We start from the raw sequence: 16,628 nt of genomic DNA, 5'->3' as shown, positions 1-16,628 counted from the left end.
TTTTAGTTCGGGCGTGAATTTAAAGGTTGTGCAACGTGGCTATAAGAATGTGGTAGTCAATGGCTTTGAGTGGCGGTATTTGGCTGATTACTAATTCTTTATTAATCTCTCCCTATATTTTAATAGTTGCCTAATTGAAGTCAGATGTCCAAACAAAACCACAGGAACAATAAAAGTTGGTAACCAACTAAAAGGAAAATGTAATATGGCTATGTTTGGTTGGTCAAATGCAAATTTTTGCACCGGAGATGGTGTGGATAAAAACGCATTTATTACAATATTTAGTAAAAGTGCAAGGCATATAAAATTCCAAAGCAAAATTACTTTCCGGCTAATTTTCCTTTTAGTCAACCCAAAGTATGCAAATATAGGTGCTGATATTCCTGCAAGAACATCAAAGTTTCTTCCCTCAAAGGTCATTAGTTCGGGAATAGCTTTGTTTAAGAAAAGCCAGAACAATACAAGCTCCACAGGCACTCTTGCTATATTTAGATAAGTCAGATTTATTAGTGGTAAGCTGTCAATAAACAGTCGCCCTTTTTGAGTTAAAAACAAACCGATTATTATAAATATTGTAGGCAAACTCCCAAATAATAAAATAGTAGGCGGGAAATATTCAATGTTTGAACTATAAATATTTAGAAGTGTCAAAACAGCCTGAATAGCCAACCATACTATTAAACCGATTAAAATTTTAATCGAGTACTGCTGTACCTTTTCGGAATTTGAGTTTTTAATAGTCCAGTAGAATAATATAAGCGTTAAGACGGTTGTCAGCGCGAAAATAAACGGGATATATAAGGGCAGGCTTTCTAACATTTTGATTTTAATTGCAAGTTATAAAGATTTTTCATTTATCTGCTTTTCATAAGGCAAGAAACCTGCACAGACAAATTATTGATTTCTTCTGCGTTTGCGTTTCTTCTTCATCTTATTTGCAAAGTTCTGTTCCTCGTAATCTTCGTCCTGGGCTTCGGGTAGCAAGCCACCTAATGCTTCAATTAAACCGTCTTCGTGTTTGTCCGTCGTTAAGAAGTCGAACAAATGGTGTGGTTCTGCCGCAGGAAGATCCGCATCATTTGATGTGAATAGTTTGGGTTGTAAAACGGTAGATTCTTTAATATCTGGTTTGATGTTATTGTTCCAATAATCATTAAAGGTGTTGGCAGAAAGTTCTGTTGCCAAACGTGAACCGTTCCAAACTGCTTTTGAATTGTGGTCAATAAATGTGATACCATAAATACGTCCTGTATCATTCCGGCGCACGACTACGTTAATGCCCTGTTCCGATAACTGCTTTTTAAATGCTTGTTCATCGCCCGTGGTTTTCAGAGCAAGGGTAACGGATGATTGTAAGGTCTTTTTGGTAGGGTGGTCTTTCAAATCCGCTTTGCATTTTGTAAAATGCAATTCCAAAGCCAGAAGCCCTGCATCTTTACCAAACAAAGAAGCCTTAAACGCATGTCCGGCTCTTTCGCTATTTTTATTTAAAGGAATATACAATAAACCCTGTTTCATTTCGCCCTGCAATTCACCTTCCACTTTTTCGGTGGTAATATTGAAAAGGGAAAGCAAGGCATTGTATTCTCCCAAAGTCTGATATTTATAATAATTCGGGAGGTGACGAACTACCGAAGCGATTTGACTTTTTATATCGCCAGTTTGATAATCTACTGGACTAAGAACTTTGTTATTTTGCTGATGTCCCTTATCTGTTGCAGGAATCAAATCATGTTTTCTTTCGAGTTCACGACACACATTCATAGACCTTCTTTTCTCAAATTTATCTGAAATCTTTTTGCCCTCTTCATCCACGCAAACCGATACAATATGAATATGCGTACGGTCAATATCGGTATGTTTAAATACCAGAAAAGGCTGTTGCCCGTACCCCATTTCCTGCATATATTCTTGTGCCATTTCACGGAATTTATCATCACTAACGGTATCTTTTGGGTCAGGATTGAGAGAAATATGCAACGTATGCTTTTCTGTATTACGGTTGGCTATCAGGTAAGGAGCAAAAGATTGTGCTAATTGTGCAACGGAATAATGACCGTTAGCGGTTTCAATGATTTTATTGGCGAACAAAATTTGCCCGTTTTCATTCACCACTTTGAGCTGATTGTACGCCAATGCACCATATAAATTTCCGCTTCTACCAATTTTCGCTATCATTTCTAAGGCTGTTTTTTCAGATACTTCGCCTCAAATTCCTCACTTATCTGAATGATTTTTTGGCATAACATCGCCATTTCAGCCGTCTGTTTTTCCAGTTTGTAGAGAAATGCCGCCGCCTTTTTCTCTGAAAAATGACGGTACAACAGCTTTACAATCTGATTATAATTCACGCCTACGGAACGGAATTGACTGTGAAACGAAGTCAACCGCATATAAAAATCAATTGTTCCTTTGTCAATCTTAACCGATTTTATTTCCTTACTGAACAGCAGGAAAATGATAAACTTTGCTTTATTGGGCATTCCAGATGCTTCAAAAAGCGATAAAAATTTGGCATTCTCTTCGTCTGTAAGACGGAAAACGTGACGGTGGATGCTTGGGTCGGTTTTAGGTGTCCGTCCGCCCTTATTATGTTTTTTGTTACTGTTATCATTCATCACAAATCTATTTTTAATCTACACAAAACCTCGACTTTGGAGAGTGTTTTTTAGCTCCCAGCAGGGCAAGTTGTTTTGAGGCACTAACTCGGTTTCGAGTGCCTCAAAACACAACTTGCCGTGTTCCGTTGAACACAAAAATCCGTCCGCCAAAAAAGGCGGAACCGGATTAAATGTAACAGGGAAAAACGGCTCGATGCCGTTCCCGTTACCCTCCGATTTGTCAAAAGAATTTTGCATAAATCCATTAATAAAAATCATTGTACAAAGTAAAGCCCTGTTTACGAAAGCATTGTACTGTATAGCAGTGCCAAACACTGCCTTTGAACGCCAAACACTGCCACAGCTCAATCAGCGGTTAAATCAATCGCTTTATTTGCCGTATAATTTTAGTGCAGGTAGTAAAAAAAGTATTTCAACAAAGAAGAAAATCAGGTTTGCAAACAGGCAGTTTGGAATAAAAGCATAAGGTTTTAAAAGCATAAAACAATAAAAGTGTAAAAGCATAAAAGCGGTAAAGCAATTTACCTGTTGCAAGTTTTGCCACTTGCCAAAGAATGTACCTGACAAGGCAAAAATGAAAGCAAATACCTGTGCAGGAAAGTACCCAAAAGGGAATGCAGGAATATAGGAATATAGGAATGAGGTAATAATCAGATAAACCAATATTCAATCCTGCAAAACAAATAAAGTGTGTAACAATAAATTTTTAAATAATGGAAACAACAAAGAAAACTTTAAAAATCAGCTTCTCCACCCAAAAGGGCGGTGTGGGAAAATCTACGATGACAACCCTGTTGGCAAGTGTTCTTCACTACCGTTTAGGTTTTAATGTGCTGGTATTGGATTGCGACTTTCCGCAACACAGCCTGAACAACATGCGTGAACGGGATAAGAGAACAATAATGCAGAACGACTACCATAAAAAAGCGGCAATGAAGCAGTTTCAAGCCATCAACAAAAAAGCGTACCCGATTATTAAATGCAAAGCTGAAACGGCTCTGGAGAAAGCTTCGGAATATAGAAGCCAGTCGGCGGTTGTACCAGATGTGATTTTCTTCGACCTGCCGGGAACAGCCAACACCAAAGGCGTTCTGACCACCTTAAAAAAAATGGACTTTATCTTTTCGCCCATTACTGCCGACCGTTTGGTAGTGGAAAGTACATTGGGCTTTACCAAAGCCTTTCTCGGACTTCCCCAAACGGACGAGGGCAATCCCGAACAAGAGATGTGGCTGTTTTGGAATCAAGTGGACGGCAGGGAAAAAACAGGTTTGTATGATGCATATCAAAGTGTCATCAAAGAACTCAACCTGCCCATAATGGAAACAAGAATAATGGACAGCAAGCGTTTCCGAAAGGAAACAGACGACACAGGCAGTTATGTATTCCGGTCAAGTTTGCTGCCTGCCGAACCACAGTTAATGAAAGCAACCAAAATGGATTTATTTGTCGAGGAGTTTTTAAAAATCACTCATCTATAAAAAATAGTAAAGTATGGCTTCAAACAACAAAAATAACGATTTTGAAAAGCCCAATGTTGATGAGGAATATCTTATGAACATTATAAGTGGCGATGAGCCTGTTGCTACACCAAGCAATAATAAACAGCAGGATGTACCAAAGGAAACAAAGACCAGGGAAAAAGCCCGTAACAGTTCATCAAAGAAAGCGGATTATGAGGAAACCTTTTTGGTCAATCGGTTTCCATCGGGGCGTAACGGAAAGGTGGTTTACATACGCCCTGAATACCACGAAAGATTGCTCCGCATCGTTCAACTGACAAGGGAAGAAAGAACTACGCTCTACTCTTACATTGACAACATTCTTGAAAATCATTTCAGGGAGTACGGGGACGATATTACCAATTATTTCAACGAACATTTTAAACCCATTCTATAATGAAGAAAGATAAAAAGAACAGGAATGCTATTGTATCCGGCAACAGCTCCGATACAGTTAGCAATACGACTAAAACAACCTATGAAAACACATTTATGCAAATGAATAAAATGCAGAAAAGAGGCAATAAAAGTATATACCTAAGTCCTGAACATCACGAACGTTTAACCCGCATTGTACAGATTATAGGCGATGATAAAATACCCTTGTTTGCCTATCTCAATAATATTCTTGAACATCATTTTAAAGTGTTTGAAGATATGATTACAAAGGAGTTCAACGAAAAATACAAAGGCTTATTTTAAAAACCCTACGTTATGGAAATAGTAATTGTGATATGCCTGCTGATAGTCATTGTCCTGCTTTTGCAGGATAAGATTGTCATTCATAAAAGGTCAAAGCAAGAACCTTCGCAGAAGACAGTCAATCCGAACCTGCCCGATATTATGGGACAACCTAAACCCTTAGAACGCCTTTCAGTGCCAAACACTGCCAATGAACGCCAAATTGAGGAACCGGAGATAAACCCTGCTAATTTAGACATTGAATACGACGAAAATGAAAACGTCGGCATTCAAATCCGCAAGGAAGAGCTGGACGAAGTTTTCAGAAATATGCCTGATTTGGAGGAAGAGGAAGAAGAATGGAACAGGTACGGAATATTTGGTGGCGATAACAGTCTTGCCCAAGGGGTTACCTTTGAAGAACTAAGCTCCGTAGGTGCATTGCTCCAAAAAGAGAATTTGGAACAATCACAAAAGGAAACAGCGGTAGATATAGTTCAAAGATTACAGGGGACTGAATTATTCAGCCTGCTGGAAAATTCCATCGAGGGTGCCTCCCTAAAAATTGCCGAGCTTTTGGATAGCACACTCTCATCTGAAACGGAAGCCGGTTCTTCCACTTTGCGGAAAAATGATTTGAATGATTTTGACATTGGGGAGTTTGTGTAAAAAAATAGAAGATTTTAAATGAGCCTGAAATTTAGTTTTTCAGGCTCAATTTTTTCTCACTCATTTCGCCAACTTCAATATTCTGTATGCCCCCCTTGCCACAACTAAGAATACAATAGCTCCGATAATCAAATCGGGATAGCTTGAATTGAGCCAATGAACCAAAAGCCCTGCAACGATAACACCCGAATTGATAATAACATCGTTTGATGTAAAAATCATAGTTGCCTGTATGTGGGCTTCTTTGCTTTTGTTCTTTTGCAACAGGTAAAGACAAAATATATTTGCCATTAGTGCCAAAACAGAAACGATAATCATAGTTTGAAAATCGGGCATTTTTTCAAAGCCTAAAAAACGCCTGATAACTTCAACAAAACCAATAACAGCCAATAGGATTTGAAAGTACCCTGCAAATTTGGCGATGTTGTTTTTCCTTGCTATTGTTCCACCCACAGCGAATAAAGCCAAAGCATAAACGATACTGTCCGCAAGCATATCCAAACTATCAGCTACCAAACCCATTGAATTGGAAAAAATGCCAAACACCATTTCCAATCCAAAGAAAACGAAATTAATAATCAGTACAGTCCAAAGTAGTTTCCGTTGGTTATTATTTGTATCTGTTTCAAAAATTGCATTGCTTTCTTCAGTTGAAATCAATGTAGTATTCAGGTTTAGTGTTCCCAAAGCCGTTAAAATCGGGTCGGGATTTCCATTGTGATAAACGTTCAGCTTTCTGTTTGGAATATCAAACTCTAATGATTTTACCGTATCAAAGTTTTGCAGTTTCATACGGATTAACTGCTCCTCACTTGGGCAATCCATTTTTGTAATATTGAATATTGTTTTGTTCATCTTTTAAAGTTTAAATTTTATTCCTCCGTTAATTATAAATCCGTCCAATGGTGCATAAATATCTTTAAAAACAGGGTTGGTTATAGTACCTGTATAAATGTTATCAAAACGTGTCTGTCTTGTATCAAGGAAGTTTTCAAAGTTGATATATAAAGAAAATCTTTCCCAAATCTTTTCAGCCATAAAGCCACATGTCCAATAATCGTTTCCTATTGTTCCGTCATTGAGCTTTTGCGGACTGAAATAATAGGCTTCTAAACCAATCTTCCATTTATCCTCAATTTCATACATCAGTACAGAGTTAATACGGTGTTTTGGGGTTAATGGATTTTCGGTAGTTGTTCCGTTTTCAATCAATCGGGTATCGGTAAAGGTGTAGCCCAGAAACAGTTTCAAATCATCATATCCTATTTTTACGTTGGTTTCTGTTCCTTTAGTATGTATGTAGCCCGATGAATTGATGAACTGATAAAGATTAGCAGATGGATTTTGAAGCAACAAAGGATTATCCAGATAAGTATAAAAAAACAATTGGTTTATGCTGAATGTCCAATCATCGCCTATATTAGTACGGTAGTTGATGTCTGCATTTGCTCCGTAGCTCCTTTCTAATTTATTGGTTTTATCGTTAATAGGCATTACGTTTTGATATTGTATGCGTTCGCTTTCTTCGGTAAAAATGGTTGGTGTTTTGTAGCCAAATCCGCCCCCGACACGTGAAGTCAATCCATTTGCAATCTTAAACAATGCCGATACTCTTGGCAAAAAAACAGCTCCATAATCAATCACATAATCCGTCCTTAAACCTGCTTCCAATTGAAGCCAATCGGTAGCCTTAAAAGAATTTTGAACGAAAGCCCCGAATGTGGTATGAGTATAATCCCTCAACGGAAATGCAGTAATCTGTTTTTCTTTAAAATTATCAGTCCAAATATTAACGCCTGTTACCCATTCCGATTTTTCTTTGCTGTGCGTATAGCTTGCTTCCGTAAAAGTAGCGGTCTGCGTTCCCTCAAATTCGTAATTCGGAATAGCCGTATTGCGGTTAAAATAACTTACGCTGTTTTTGAATTGTACAAAACTGTTTTCGTTTACAGTATGGTCAAAAACAAATTGAGTGGAATAACGCTGTGTTTTGTTTTCTTCAAAATATTGATGGGTGTTATCTCCTTTGCCTTTGATGTAGAGCATATCGCCACCCAAACGGTTTTCAATGGTGGTATTGATACCAAAGTTCATTTTTGTTTTATCATTGAAGTAAACAAATAATTTAGGGTTCAGTACATACCTTTCAAATTGGGGAATGGCAGAAAGCCCGATTTGTGCAGGGTCGTAAGCTCCGTTGCGATTGTGCGAAGCAAATATTGTCGTTCCGATTTTCTTAAACTTCTGTCCGTAAAAACCGTTGATGTCTAAACCTCTGCCCGATGTTCCGTTTAAATGAAAGCGTAAATCCCTTTCTTCCGTTGGTGTTTTGGAAATCAGATTGACCAGACCTGCTATTGCTCCACCACCATACAGCGTGGAAGTTGAACCTTTGATAACTTCCACCTGCTTTAAGTCAAGGGGTGGGATTTGCAACAAACCTAACCCACTTGAAGCACCCGAATAAATCGGGAAACCGTCTTTTAAGATTTGCGTATATCGTCCGTCAAGCCCTTGAATACGAATACTTGCGTTGGCACTTGTGGGCGATGTGGTTTGTACATGAATACCTGTACTCTCACTCAAAAGCATACGAATATCCCCTGCTTTCATATTGCCTTTTTCGTCCAATTCTTCACCTCCGATAAATTCAATTCTTGTAGGGATATTTTGGATAGTTCTTGTACTTCTTGTTGATGAAATAACGATTTCTTCCAAATCTTCCGATTGTTCAGAAAGTAGGATTTCAATCGGGGTTGTATCTTTTAACGGAAAATTAAAGCTGTCGGTACGTTGGGCAAAACCAACATAACTAAATTGAATTTCCTGCAAACCGTTTGGAATACCTGTTAATATGATTTGTCCGTTTTCATCTGAAGTTGTTGCGATTGTAGTTCCCGTAACCTGTGCGGTTACGCCCATTAAAAGCTCTTTTTTTTCACTGTCTTTAATTACAGCTTTGAACGTATTTTGTGCATATACACAAAGGTTTAGTGCCATAAAAAATGACACAATAAGTATTTTTTTCATTGTAAAAATGATGCTTAATATGAATAAATGGATTATAGCGGTGCTAAGCACCGCAGGAAATAAACTGTGCTGAAAGCACTAGATATTAAACAAGCTGTGGGGGATGCCAAACGGAAAAGGGAAAATCAGAAACAGGCGGTGTTGGCATTGTTCCTAATTTTCTTTGCGGTTCTTTTACTGAATGTGTAACCGAAAAATGAAAAGTAATTAAAACAAATCCCGTACAGGTATTACAGCTAAAAAATGGCGAACAACAACCCTTATTGCAATCTTGGTCTTCCTGTCCGTTTTGTCCTTGCTCGGTTGTATGCTCCTGCATACATTTATCCTCAATAAAAGTCGGTACTGCTGATAACAGCAATACATAAACGGCTAATATTAAAGATATAAATTTCATTTTGCGAAGATAGTAAATAAACATTGTCCAATAAATATATATCCTCTTTTTTTCATCTCTATAACGCCACCCACCGCCAAACAATTCCACTGACTGCCACTTTCTTATAACGCTCTAATTTCTGAAACACCTTTGTCCCGAAAGCCCGCAAGGTGCGGGATAACAATAACAAATTAATGTGTTTCAGTTATGGAAAAACAGAGAAAAAAAGTTTTGCTGGCAGCCGTGGCTATGCTGTCAGGAATTGGTGCTTTCGCACAGGGAAACGGTACAGCAGGTATCAACGAGGCTACCCAAATGGTAACGTCTTATTTCGACCCCGCAACCCAATTAATCTACGCCATAGGTGCAGTAGTCGGGTTAATCGGAGGCGTTAAGGTGTACAACAAATTCAGTTCGGGCGACCCCGATACATCCAAAACTGCGGCAAGCTGGTTTGGTGCGTGTATCTTTTTAATCGTGGCAGCTACCATCCTGCGTTCATTCTTTCTTTAATCCTCTAGTTTATGAACAATTACAACATAAACAAAGGCATAGGAAGAACGGTGGAATTTAAGGGTCTGAAAGCACAATACCTGTTCATTTTCGCAGGTGGGCTGCTCGGCACGCTCATCTTCGTGATGATACTGTATATGGCAGGAATAAACTCTTACATCTGCCTGTTTCTCGGTGCTGGTGGTGCTTCGCTGATTGTATGGCAGACCTTTTCACTGAACAGGAAATATGGCGAGCACGGGCTAATGAAAATCGGGGCAGGAAAAAGACATCCCCGATACATCATTTGTCGCAAGCCTGTACACCGCTATTTAAAATTCACTCCTAAATCGAATGCCCTATGAGAAACGTTGCAAAGACAACAACGCTGGAAAACAAATTTCCTTTGTTGGCAGTAGAAAACAACTGCATCCTTTCCAAAGATGCGGACATTACCGCCTGCTTTGAGGTTCGTTTGCCGGAACTGTTTACGGTAGCATCGGCGGAATACGAAGCTATTCACTCCGCCTGGCATAAGGCTATCAAGACCTTGCCGGATTTTACGGTCATCCACAAACAGGATTGGTACATCAAAGAAAGCTATGCTCCCGATTTGGCAAAGGAAGACCAAAGTTTTTTGGCTAAATCCTACCAACGCCATTTTAATGAGCGACCATTTCTGAACCATTATTGTTACCTGTTCCTGACCAAGACCACTAAGGAAAGAATGCGTATGCAAAGCAACTTCAGTTCGCTTTGCAAAGGTACGCTCATACCAAAGGAAATCAGGAACAAGGAAACGATACACCGCTTTATGGAAGCCGTGGCACAGTTTGAGCGTATCGTGAACGATAGCGGTTTCATAACCCTGCAACGCCTTACCGAAGATGAAATCATCGGAACGGACGAAAAGCAGGGATTGTTGGAACAGTACCTAACCCTGTCAAGGGAAAGCGGAACACCGATGCAGGACATCGCACTCGGAACGGAAGAAGTCCGTATCGGAAACAAAAGGTTGAGCCTGCACACCTTGTCCGATACAGACGATTTGCCCGGAACGGTATCGGCTGATACCCGTTTTGAAAAGCTATCCACCGACCGGAGCGACTGCCGTTTGTCGTTCGCTGCTCCTGTGGGATTACTCCTTAGCTGTAACCATATCTACAACCAATATTTGTTTTTGGATAACAGCGAAGACAACCTGCAAAAGTTTGAAAAGTCTGCAAGGAATATGCACTCTTTGGCAAGGTATAGCAGGGCAAACCAAATCAACAAAGAGTGGATAGAAAAATACCTGAACGAAGCACATTCGTTCGGTCTTTCTTCCATAAGGGCACACTTCAACATTATGGCGTGGTCGGAAGACCCTGCGGAGCTGAAACAGTTAAAGAACGATTGCGGTAGTGCATTGGCATTGATGGAGTGTAAGCCTCGCCACAACACTACGGACGTAGCCACTTTGTTTTGGGCTGGAATGCCGGGCAATGCAGGCGATTTTCCGAGCGAGGAAAGTTTTTACACATTCATTGAGCCTGCTTTGTGCTTCTTCACGGAAGAAACCAACTACCACAATTCGCCCTCTCCGTTCGGTATCAAAATGGCTGACCGCCTGACCGGAAAGCCTATCCATTTGGATATATCGGATTTGCCAATGAAGCGTGGGATTATCACGAACCGCAACAAATTCATTTTGGGGCCATCGGGTTCGGGAAAATCGTTCTTCACAAATCATATGGTAAGGCAATACTACGAACAGGGTGCTCACGTCCTGTTGGTGGATACAGGGAATAGTTATCAGGGCTTATGCGAACTCATCAAAGGAAAGACCAAAGGCGAAGACGGCGTGTATTTTACATACACCGAAGACAATCCCATTGCCTTTAACCCTTTCTATACCGATGATGGCGTGTTCGACATTGAGAAGCGTGAAAGTGTCAAGACTTTAATACTGACACTCTGGAAACGTGATGATGAACCGCCAACCCGTTCTGAAGAGGTTGCTCTTTCCAATGCCGTAAGCGGCTATATCGAACGTATCAAAACGGACGATGTTTACCCATCATTTAACGGTTTCTATGAGTATGTACGGGGCGATTACCGCAAGGTACTCGAAGAAAAACAGGTAAGGGAAAAAGACTTTGACATAGCAAATTTTTTAAACGTTCTCGAACCCTACTATAAAGGTGGAGAGTACGATTATCTGTTGAACTCCGATAAGCAGTTAGACCTGCTTTCCAAACGCTTTATCGTGTTTGAAATTGATGCGATTAAAGACCACAAAATCCTCTTTCCCATAGTCACAATTATCATTATGGAAGTTTTTATCAACAAGATGCGGAGGCTGAAAGGTATCCGAAAACTCATCCTGATTGAAGAAGCGTGGAAAGCGATTGCCAAAGAAGGAATGGCGGAGTATATAAAATATTTATTTAAAACCGTCCGCAAATTCTTCGGAGAGGCGATTGTCGTTACGCAAGAGGTAGATGATATTATCCAGTCGCCCATTGTAAAAGAAAGTATCATCAACAATTCCGACTGTAAAATCCTCTTAGACCAGCGTAAGTATATGAATAAATTCGATGACATACAGGCAATGTTGGGGCTTACAGATAAGGAAAAAGGTCAGGTACTTTCTATCAATATGAACAACGATGCAAGCCGACTGTACAAAGAGGTTTGGATTGGCTTAGGTGGTACGAACTCGGCAGTCTATGCCACCGAAGTTAGTTTGGAGGAATACCTCGCATACACGACAGAAGAAACCGAAAAAATGGAGGTAATGCAATTAGCTTCCGAATTGGACGGTAACGTAGAACTCGCCATTAAGCATATCGCAATGCAAAGGCGTGACAAAGCAAATCAATAGTCATTAACATTTTAAAATTCATAAAAATGAAAAAGTTCCTTTTTATGGTGTGTACGGCACTAATGCTCGCCGTAGCACCGTCCGCAAAAGCACAATGGGTAGTAACCGACCCCACAAATCTGGCATCAGGTATTCTCAACAGTGCGAATGAAATCGTACAGACTTCTTCCACGGTATCCAATGTAATTAAAAATTTCAAGGAAGTGGAAAAGGTGTATAAACAGGGTAAGGAGTATTACGACAAGCTACAAGCTGTAAATAATCTTGTAAAAGATGCACGTAAGGTACAGCAGACTGTATTGCTTGTCGGTGACGTATCCGAAATGTATGTTACCAACTTCGGTAAGATGATGAACGACCCGAATTTTTCTGCACAGGAATTGGCAGCTATCAGCAATGGTTATTCGGCATTGCTGAATGAAAGTACCGAACTGCTGAAAGAACTCAAACAGATTGTAACCTCATCAAGCCTTTCGCTGAACGACAAAGAGCGTATGGATATTATTGATAGAGTGTACAAAGAAGTAAAGGAATACCACAGCTTGGTACGCTACTATACCAATAAGAATATCTCTGTAAGTATTCTAAGAGCAAAAAAGCAGAACAATACCAAAAGAGTGCTTGACCTCTATGGAACTCCTAACCAAAAATACTGGTAGTTATGGAATTTCAAAATCTTCACGAAGTCCTACGCTCATTATATGATGAGATGCTCCCACTGTCCGCCGATATGGCGGCAGTGGCTAAAGGGATAGCCGGATTGGGGGCTTTGTTCTATGTTGCCATAAAAGTATGGCAGGCTTTGAGCAGGGCTGAACCCATTGATATGTACCCTTTGCTCCGTCCTTTCGCTTTGGGGCTTTGCATTATGTTTTTCCCAACTATCGTATTGGGAACAATCAATGCCGTGTTAAGTCCGGTGGTACAGGGTACTCACACAATCCTCGAAAATCAGGTGCTTGACCTCAACGATTTGCAGGCGAAAAAAGACCTGCTCGAACGGGAAGCTATGCTACGAAATCCTGAAACAGCCTATCTCGTATCAAATGAGGAATTTGATAAAAAGCTCGAAGAATTGGGCTGGTCGCCCGGCGATTTGATTACGATGTCGGGAATGTATATGGATAGGTTTGCCTACCAAACCGAACAAGCTATTAAGAATTGGTTTCGCAATCTGTTAGAGGTACTGTTTCAGGCGGCAGCTTTGGTTATTGATACCATAAGGACGTTCTTTCTCATTGTCCTGTCCATACTCGGGCCGATAGCCTTTGCGATAAGCGTGTGGGACGGTTTTCAGTCCACGCTCACGCAATGGCTGACCCGATACGTCAGCGTTTACCTGTGGTTGCCTGTGGCAGACCTGTTCAGCTCTATGCTTGCCAAAATACAATCCCTCATTATCGAAAAGGATATAGCAATGCTTGCCGACCCGACTTACATTCCTGATACCTCAAATACCGTGTACATCATCTTTATGATAATCGGTATCGTGGGCTACTTCACTATCCCAACGGTAACAGGCTGGATTATTCAGGCAGGCGGTGCAGGGAACTTTACCCGTAACGTAAACCAAGCCGCAATGAAAACCGGAAATATCGCCGGAGCAGGAACAGGTTCGGCAGTTGGAAATATCGGTGGCAAGTTAATGGGGAAATAAAAACAATCAAATCATTTAAAAATGGAATTTAAAACATTAAGAAATATCGAAAACAGTTTTAGGCAAATACGGCTGTATGCCATTGTATTTGCCGTTCTCTGCCTAAGCGTGGTAGGATTTTCACTTTGGAAATCTTACAGCTTTGTAGACGAACAACGCCAAAAAATCTATGTGCTGGATAATGGAAAATCGTTGATGCTTGCCTTATCGCAAGATGCAAGTATCAACCGACCTGTGGAAGCAAGGGAACACGTCAGGCGTTTTCACGAACTCTTTTTTACGCTTGCTCCCGACAAGAACGCTATCGAAAGCAATATGAGCAGGGCATTCAACCTTGCCGATAAATCAGCTTTTGATTATTACAAAGACCTGTCGGAAAAGGGCTATTACAGCAGGATTATTTCGGGGAATGTACAGCAACGCATTGAGGTGGATAGTGTCGTGTGCAATTTCGACACCTATCCTTATGCGGTGCGTACCTACGCCAAACAATTTATTATCCGTTCGAGCAACGTGACCAGGCGTAACCTGATTACTTCCTGCTATCTCGTGAACTCTGTCCGTTCGGACAACAACCCGCAAGGCTTCAACATCGAAAAGTTTGCAGTGATAGAAAACAGGGATATAGAAGTTATCGAACGCTAAAAAAACAATCTTATGGAAGCATTATCAGATTTAAACACGTTTGCAAAAATCCTTACCGATAAAGGATATAACGGCTATTTCCATACGCAGGGAGCGTATGCTGGAAAGTTGAAGGAAAGTATCGGCGAATACCTCGAAAACTGCCAAAAAGGTACAGATAGTTTGCCTAAACAGGACTTGTTGCTGACGGGCTACCTGCAATGGTCGGGCGAAGACAAGCCAAGTGTAGAATGCAGTATGTGGGTAAAATACCTGAACGGCAAATTCTCGCTTAACAGAATGGAGGTTGCAAGGAAAGACCAATTTGGGCAACTGCTGAAAAAATCGGAACTGACAAACCTGTCAGTCATATCCGCACCCAAAGCGGTTGAGGCAGTCGCTTTGGTCAATGAAGAACCGAAGCAAAAGGCAGGTCAAAGTCCTAAGCGTTTCAAGCTATAACAACAGAAATAGTAAGGTTATGAAAAAACTAAGAGCAAATATGGACAGGTACTTTGACAAGCTGGACGAACGCTGGCGGGCATTGCCCTTGCGGAAACAGCACCAATACACACTTTACTTTTTTGTGGGGTATCTACTGCTTACGGCAGGTGTCATTTGCAAAGTATGGTACGATACCTCAAAGTCGGGTAACGATATGGTCATCGAGCATATCGAAAACCCTGTCCTCAAAAAAAGTGAAAGTCCTGCAAGATTGCAGGACACATTATCAACAATTCTAAAAAACAAGATTTATGAAAGAAAATGAGAACAAAAAGTCGGTTGTTCGGGTAACCGAGGGTAGCCCGGCAGCAACCACTGATGGACTGCAAGACGGTACACAGAACAAAGCCGAAAAGCTCAAAAAGCCACTCATCTTTGGCTTAATGGGAATTGTCTTCGTAGGTTGTATGTACCTCATATTTAAACCATCCGCAGACAAAAAGGAAATTGAGAACATTGGGCTGAACGATGCAGTACCGGAGGCTACCGGAGCAGGAATGCCTGCCGACAAAGGCAAGGCTTACGAGTTGGAAATGCTGGAACGCAAAGAGCAAGAAAAACGCAATGCACTTACCACGCTTTCTGACTATTGGAATACTGAAGACAAAAAAGAGCCTAATGATGAATTTCCCGAAGAAGACGAAAACAGCAGCTATGGCGTTGGCAGAGGTTCGGGAAGAAACGGCAATCCTGCATTGAGCAGTTACCGCAATGCACAAAGCACATTGGGTTCATTTTATCAGGATAACAACTCTGAAACAACAGAACTCCGCAGGCAATTGGACGAACTAAAAGAACAATTAGCCGAGAAAGATGTACCTAAATCTGTAACCGTTGATGACCAGCTTGCCCTAATGGAGAAATCCTACCAGATGGCGGCAAAGTATCTGCCAACAGGTACAAATTCGACAGAAGCCCCACCTGCTAAGGATGCAGGTACGGCTACCGCAGGTTCAACTCAAAAGGAGCATTTTGTGGCATTCACACCTACAAGAAAGAACACCGTTTCCGCTTTGTATCGTGAGCCTACGGACAGTGCCTTTTTAGCCGATTGGAGCGAAACAAGAAACCGGGGCTTTTATACCGCAGGTTCTATTGAGCAAACGGCACAACCGAAAAACAGTATCAAAGCCTGTGTACACGATGCACAAACGGTTATCGGCGAAACAGGGGTACGATTGCGATTGTTAGAGCCAGCCCAAACGCCTCAACGTACCATTCCAAAAGGAACGATTGTAACAGCTAACGCTAAATTTCAGGGAGGTCGATTACAGCTAAAAATTACCTCCGTAGAATTAGAGGGCAACATCATTCCGGTGGATATTACCATTTACGATTTGGACGGACAGCAAGGCTTGTACGTTCCGTATTCGCCCGAAATGAACGCCCTTACCGAAATGGCGGGCAATATGAGCCAGACTTCGGGAACAAGCATAATGCTCACGCAGAATGCAGGACAACAGGTTGCTGCTGATTTAAGCCGTGGCGTGGTACAGGGTGTTTCGGGCTATTTCGCCAAAAAGGTAAGAACCCCAAAGGTTACGCTAAAAGCGGGGCATCAGGTCTTCCTTGTATCTAAAAAATAATATTGAACTCAAATAAT

Annotated in this window: 20 protein-coding genes; 14 read left to right on the top strand and 6 right to left on the bottom strand. The window is 40.9% G+C overall.

All coding sequences use genetic code 11. The annotated features are described in order from the left end of the window. Positions 1 to 90: 90 nt before the first annotated feature. The 3 genes from KO02_RS14525 to mobA all read right to left on the bottom strand — a co-directional run bounded on the left by KO02_RS14525 (position 91) and on the right by mobA (position 2,618). Positions 91 to 819, bottom strand: a complete 729-nt coding sequence (locus KO02_RS14525; RefSeq protein ID WP_038699392.1) for a hypothetical protein — start codon at positions 817 to 819, stop codon at positions 91 to 93. A gap of 75 nt (positions 820 to 894) precedes the next feature. Beyond that, the gene (mobB, locus tag KO02_RS14520; RefSeq protein ID WP_038699391.1) at positions 895 to 2,178 is read right to left on the bottom strand and encodes a conjugal transfer protein MobB; all 1,284 of its coding nucleotides are present in this window, start codon (positions 2,176 to 2,178) and stop codon (positions 895 to 897) included. Positions 2,179 to 2,180: 2 nt separating this feature from the next. Beyond that, on the bottom strand, positions 2,181 to 2,618 hold the full coding sequence (gene mobA / locus KO02_RS14515; RefSeq protein ID WP_038699390.1) for a conjugal transfer protein MobA: 438 nt from the start codon (positions 2,616 to 2,618) through the stop codon (positions 2,181 to 2,183). 220 nt (positions 2,619 to 2,838) lie between these two features. On the opposite strand from mobA, the gene KO02_RS23610 reads away from it, so the two are divergent. The 5 genes from KO02_RS23610 to KO02_RS14485 all read left to right on the top strand — a co-directional run bounded on the left by KO02_RS23610 (position 2,839) and on the right by KO02_RS14485 (position 5,473). Then, positions 2,839 to 3,087, top strand: coding sequence for a hypothetical protein (locus KO02_RS23610; RefSeq protein ID WP_144243333.1), 249 nt, complete (start codon positions 2,839 to 2,841; stop codon positions 3,085 to 3,087). A 247-nt stretch (positions 3,088 to 3,334) separates the two neighbouring features. Then, complete coding sequence (locus KO02_RS14500; RefSeq protein ID WP_038699384.1) at positions 3,335 to 4,102, top strand: ParA family protein; 768 nt, start codon at positions 3,335 to 3,337, stop codon at positions 4,100 to 4,102. A gap of 13 nt (positions 4,103 to 4,115) precedes the next feature. Beyond that, complete coding sequence (locus KO02_RS14495) at positions 4,116 to 4,520, top strand: DUF3408 domain-containing protein (protein ID WP_038699382.1); 405 nt, start codon at positions 4,116 to 4,118, stop codon at positions 4,518 to 4,520. Then, positions 4,520 to 4,825: a DUF3408 domain-containing protein gene (locus KO02_RS14490; RefSeq protein WP_038699380.1), complete on the top strand. Its 306-nt coding sequence runs from the start codon at positions 4,520 to 4,522 to the stop codon at positions 4,823 to 4,825. The genes KO02_RS14495 and KO02_RS14490 overlap by 1 nt, the downstream gene beginning before the upstream one ends. A gap of 12 nt (positions 4,826 to 4,837) precedes the next feature. After that, positions 4,838 to 5,473 carry a hypothetical protein gene (locus tag KO02_RS14485; protein ID WP_038699378.1) on the top strand — a complete coding sequence of 212 codons (636 nt, stop codon included), beginning with the start codon at positions 4,838 to 4,840 and terminating at the stop codon, positions 5,471 to 5,473. Positions 5,474 to 5,533: 60 nt separating this feature from the next. On the opposite strand, the gene KO02_RS14480 is transcribed toward KO02_RS14485, so the two are convergent. The 3 genes from KO02_RS14480 to KO02_RS14470 all read right to left on the bottom strand — a co-directional run bounded on the left by KO02_RS14480 (position 5,534) and on the right by KO02_RS14470 (position 8,900). After that, entirely contained in the window at positions 5,534 to 6,328 is a 795-nt protein-coding gene (locus KO02_RS14480; protein ID WP_026706462.1) for a cation transporter, read from the bottom strand. A gap of 3 nt (positions 6,329 to 6,331) precedes the next feature. Continuing rightward, the gene (locus KO02_RS14475) at positions 6,332 to 8,503 is read right to left on the bottom strand and encodes a TonB-dependent receptor (protein WP_038699376.1); all 2,172 of its coding nucleotides are present in this window, start codon (positions 8,501 to 8,503) and stop codon (positions 6,332 to 6,334) included. A gap of 85 nt (positions 8,504 to 8,588) precedes the next feature. Next, positions 8,589 to 8,900, bottom strand: coding sequence for a hypothetical protein (locus KO02_RS14470; RefSeq protein WP_026706464.1), 312 nt, complete (start codon positions 8,898 to 8,900; stop codon positions 8,589 to 8,591). Between the two features lie 189 nt (positions 8,901 to 9,089). On the opposite strand from KO02_RS14470, the gene KO02_RS14465 reads away from it, so the two are divergent. From KO02_RS14465 to traM, 9 genes are read left to right on the top strand one after another with little or no spacing between them, the layout of a single operon-like run. Beyond that, positions 9,090 to 9,395: a DUF4134 domain-containing protein gene (locus tag KO02_RS14465; protein ID WP_026706465.1), complete on the top strand. Its 306-nt coding sequence runs from the start codon at positions 9,090 to 9,092 to the stop codon at positions 9,393 to 9,395. Positions 9,396 to 9,406: 11 nt separating this feature from the next. Continuing rightward, positions 9,407 to 9,739, top strand: a complete 333-nt coding sequence (locus tag KO02_RS14460) for a DUF4133 domain-containing protein (RefSeq protein WP_034727204.1) — start codon at positions 9,407 to 9,409, stop codon at positions 9,737 to 9,739. Beyond that, on the top strand, positions 9,736 to 12,240 hold the full coding sequence (locus KO02_RS14455) for a TraG family conjugative transposon ATPase (RefSeq protein ID WP_034727207.1): 2,505 nt from the start codon (positions 9,736 to 9,738) through the stop codon (positions 12,238 to 12,240). The genes KO02_RS14460 and KO02_RS14455 overlap by 4 nt, the downstream gene beginning before the upstream one ends. Positions 12,241 to 12,266: 26 nt before the next feature. Beyond that, positions 12,267 to 12,899: a DUF4141 domain-containing protein gene (locus tag KO02_RS14450; protein ID WP_019974899.1), complete on the top strand. Its 633-nt coding sequence runs from the start codon at positions 12,267 to 12,269 to the stop codon at positions 12,897 to 12,899. Between the two features lie 2 nt (positions 12,900 to 12,901). Then, positions 12,902 to 13,897, top strand: a complete 996-nt coding sequence (gene traJ, locus KO02_RS14445; protein ID WP_034727213.1) for a conjugative transposon protein TraJ — start codon at positions 12,902 to 12,904, stop codon at positions 13,895 to 13,897. A gap of 21 nt (positions 13,898 to 13,918) precedes the next feature. Continuing rightward, entirely contained in the window at positions 13,919 to 14,542 is a 624-nt protein-coding gene (traK, locus tag KO02_RS14440) for a conjugative transposon protein TraK (protein WP_038699372.1), read from the top strand. Between the two features lie 12 nt (positions 14,543 to 14,554). After that, a complete protein-coding gene (locus KO02_RS14435) occupies positions 14,555 to 14,983 on the top strand; it encodes a hypothetical protein (RefSeq protein ID WP_019974902.1) in 429 nt (142 codons plus the stop codon). Between the two features lie 19 nt (positions 14,984 to 15,002). Then, the gene (locus KO02_RS14430; RefSeq protein ID WP_019974903.1) at positions 15,003 to 15,290 is read left to right on the top strand and encodes a hypothetical protein; all 288 of its coding nucleotides are present in this window, start codon (positions 15,003 to 15,005) and stop codon (positions 15,288 to 15,290) included. Next, on the top strand, positions 15,277 to 16,611 hold the full coding sequence (gene traM / locus KO02_RS14425) for a conjugative transposon protein TraM (RefSeq protein ID WP_034727217.1): 1,335 nt from the start codon (positions 15,277 to 15,279) through the stop codon (positions 16,609 to 16,611). The genes KO02_RS14430 and traM overlap by 14 nt, the downstream gene beginning before the upstream one ends. Positions 16,612 to 16,628: the final 17 nt, after the last annotated feature.

It is taken from the genome of Sphingobacterium sp. ML3W (genome assembly GCF_000747525.1).
In the GTDB taxonomy this organism is placed as follows: Bacteria; Bacteroidota; Bacteroidia; order Sphingobacteriales; family Sphingobacteriaceae; genus Sphingobacterium.
The sequence above is the reverse complement of the archived record's forward strand: the minus strand, read 5'-3'. Positions and strand labels throughout refer to the sequence as shown.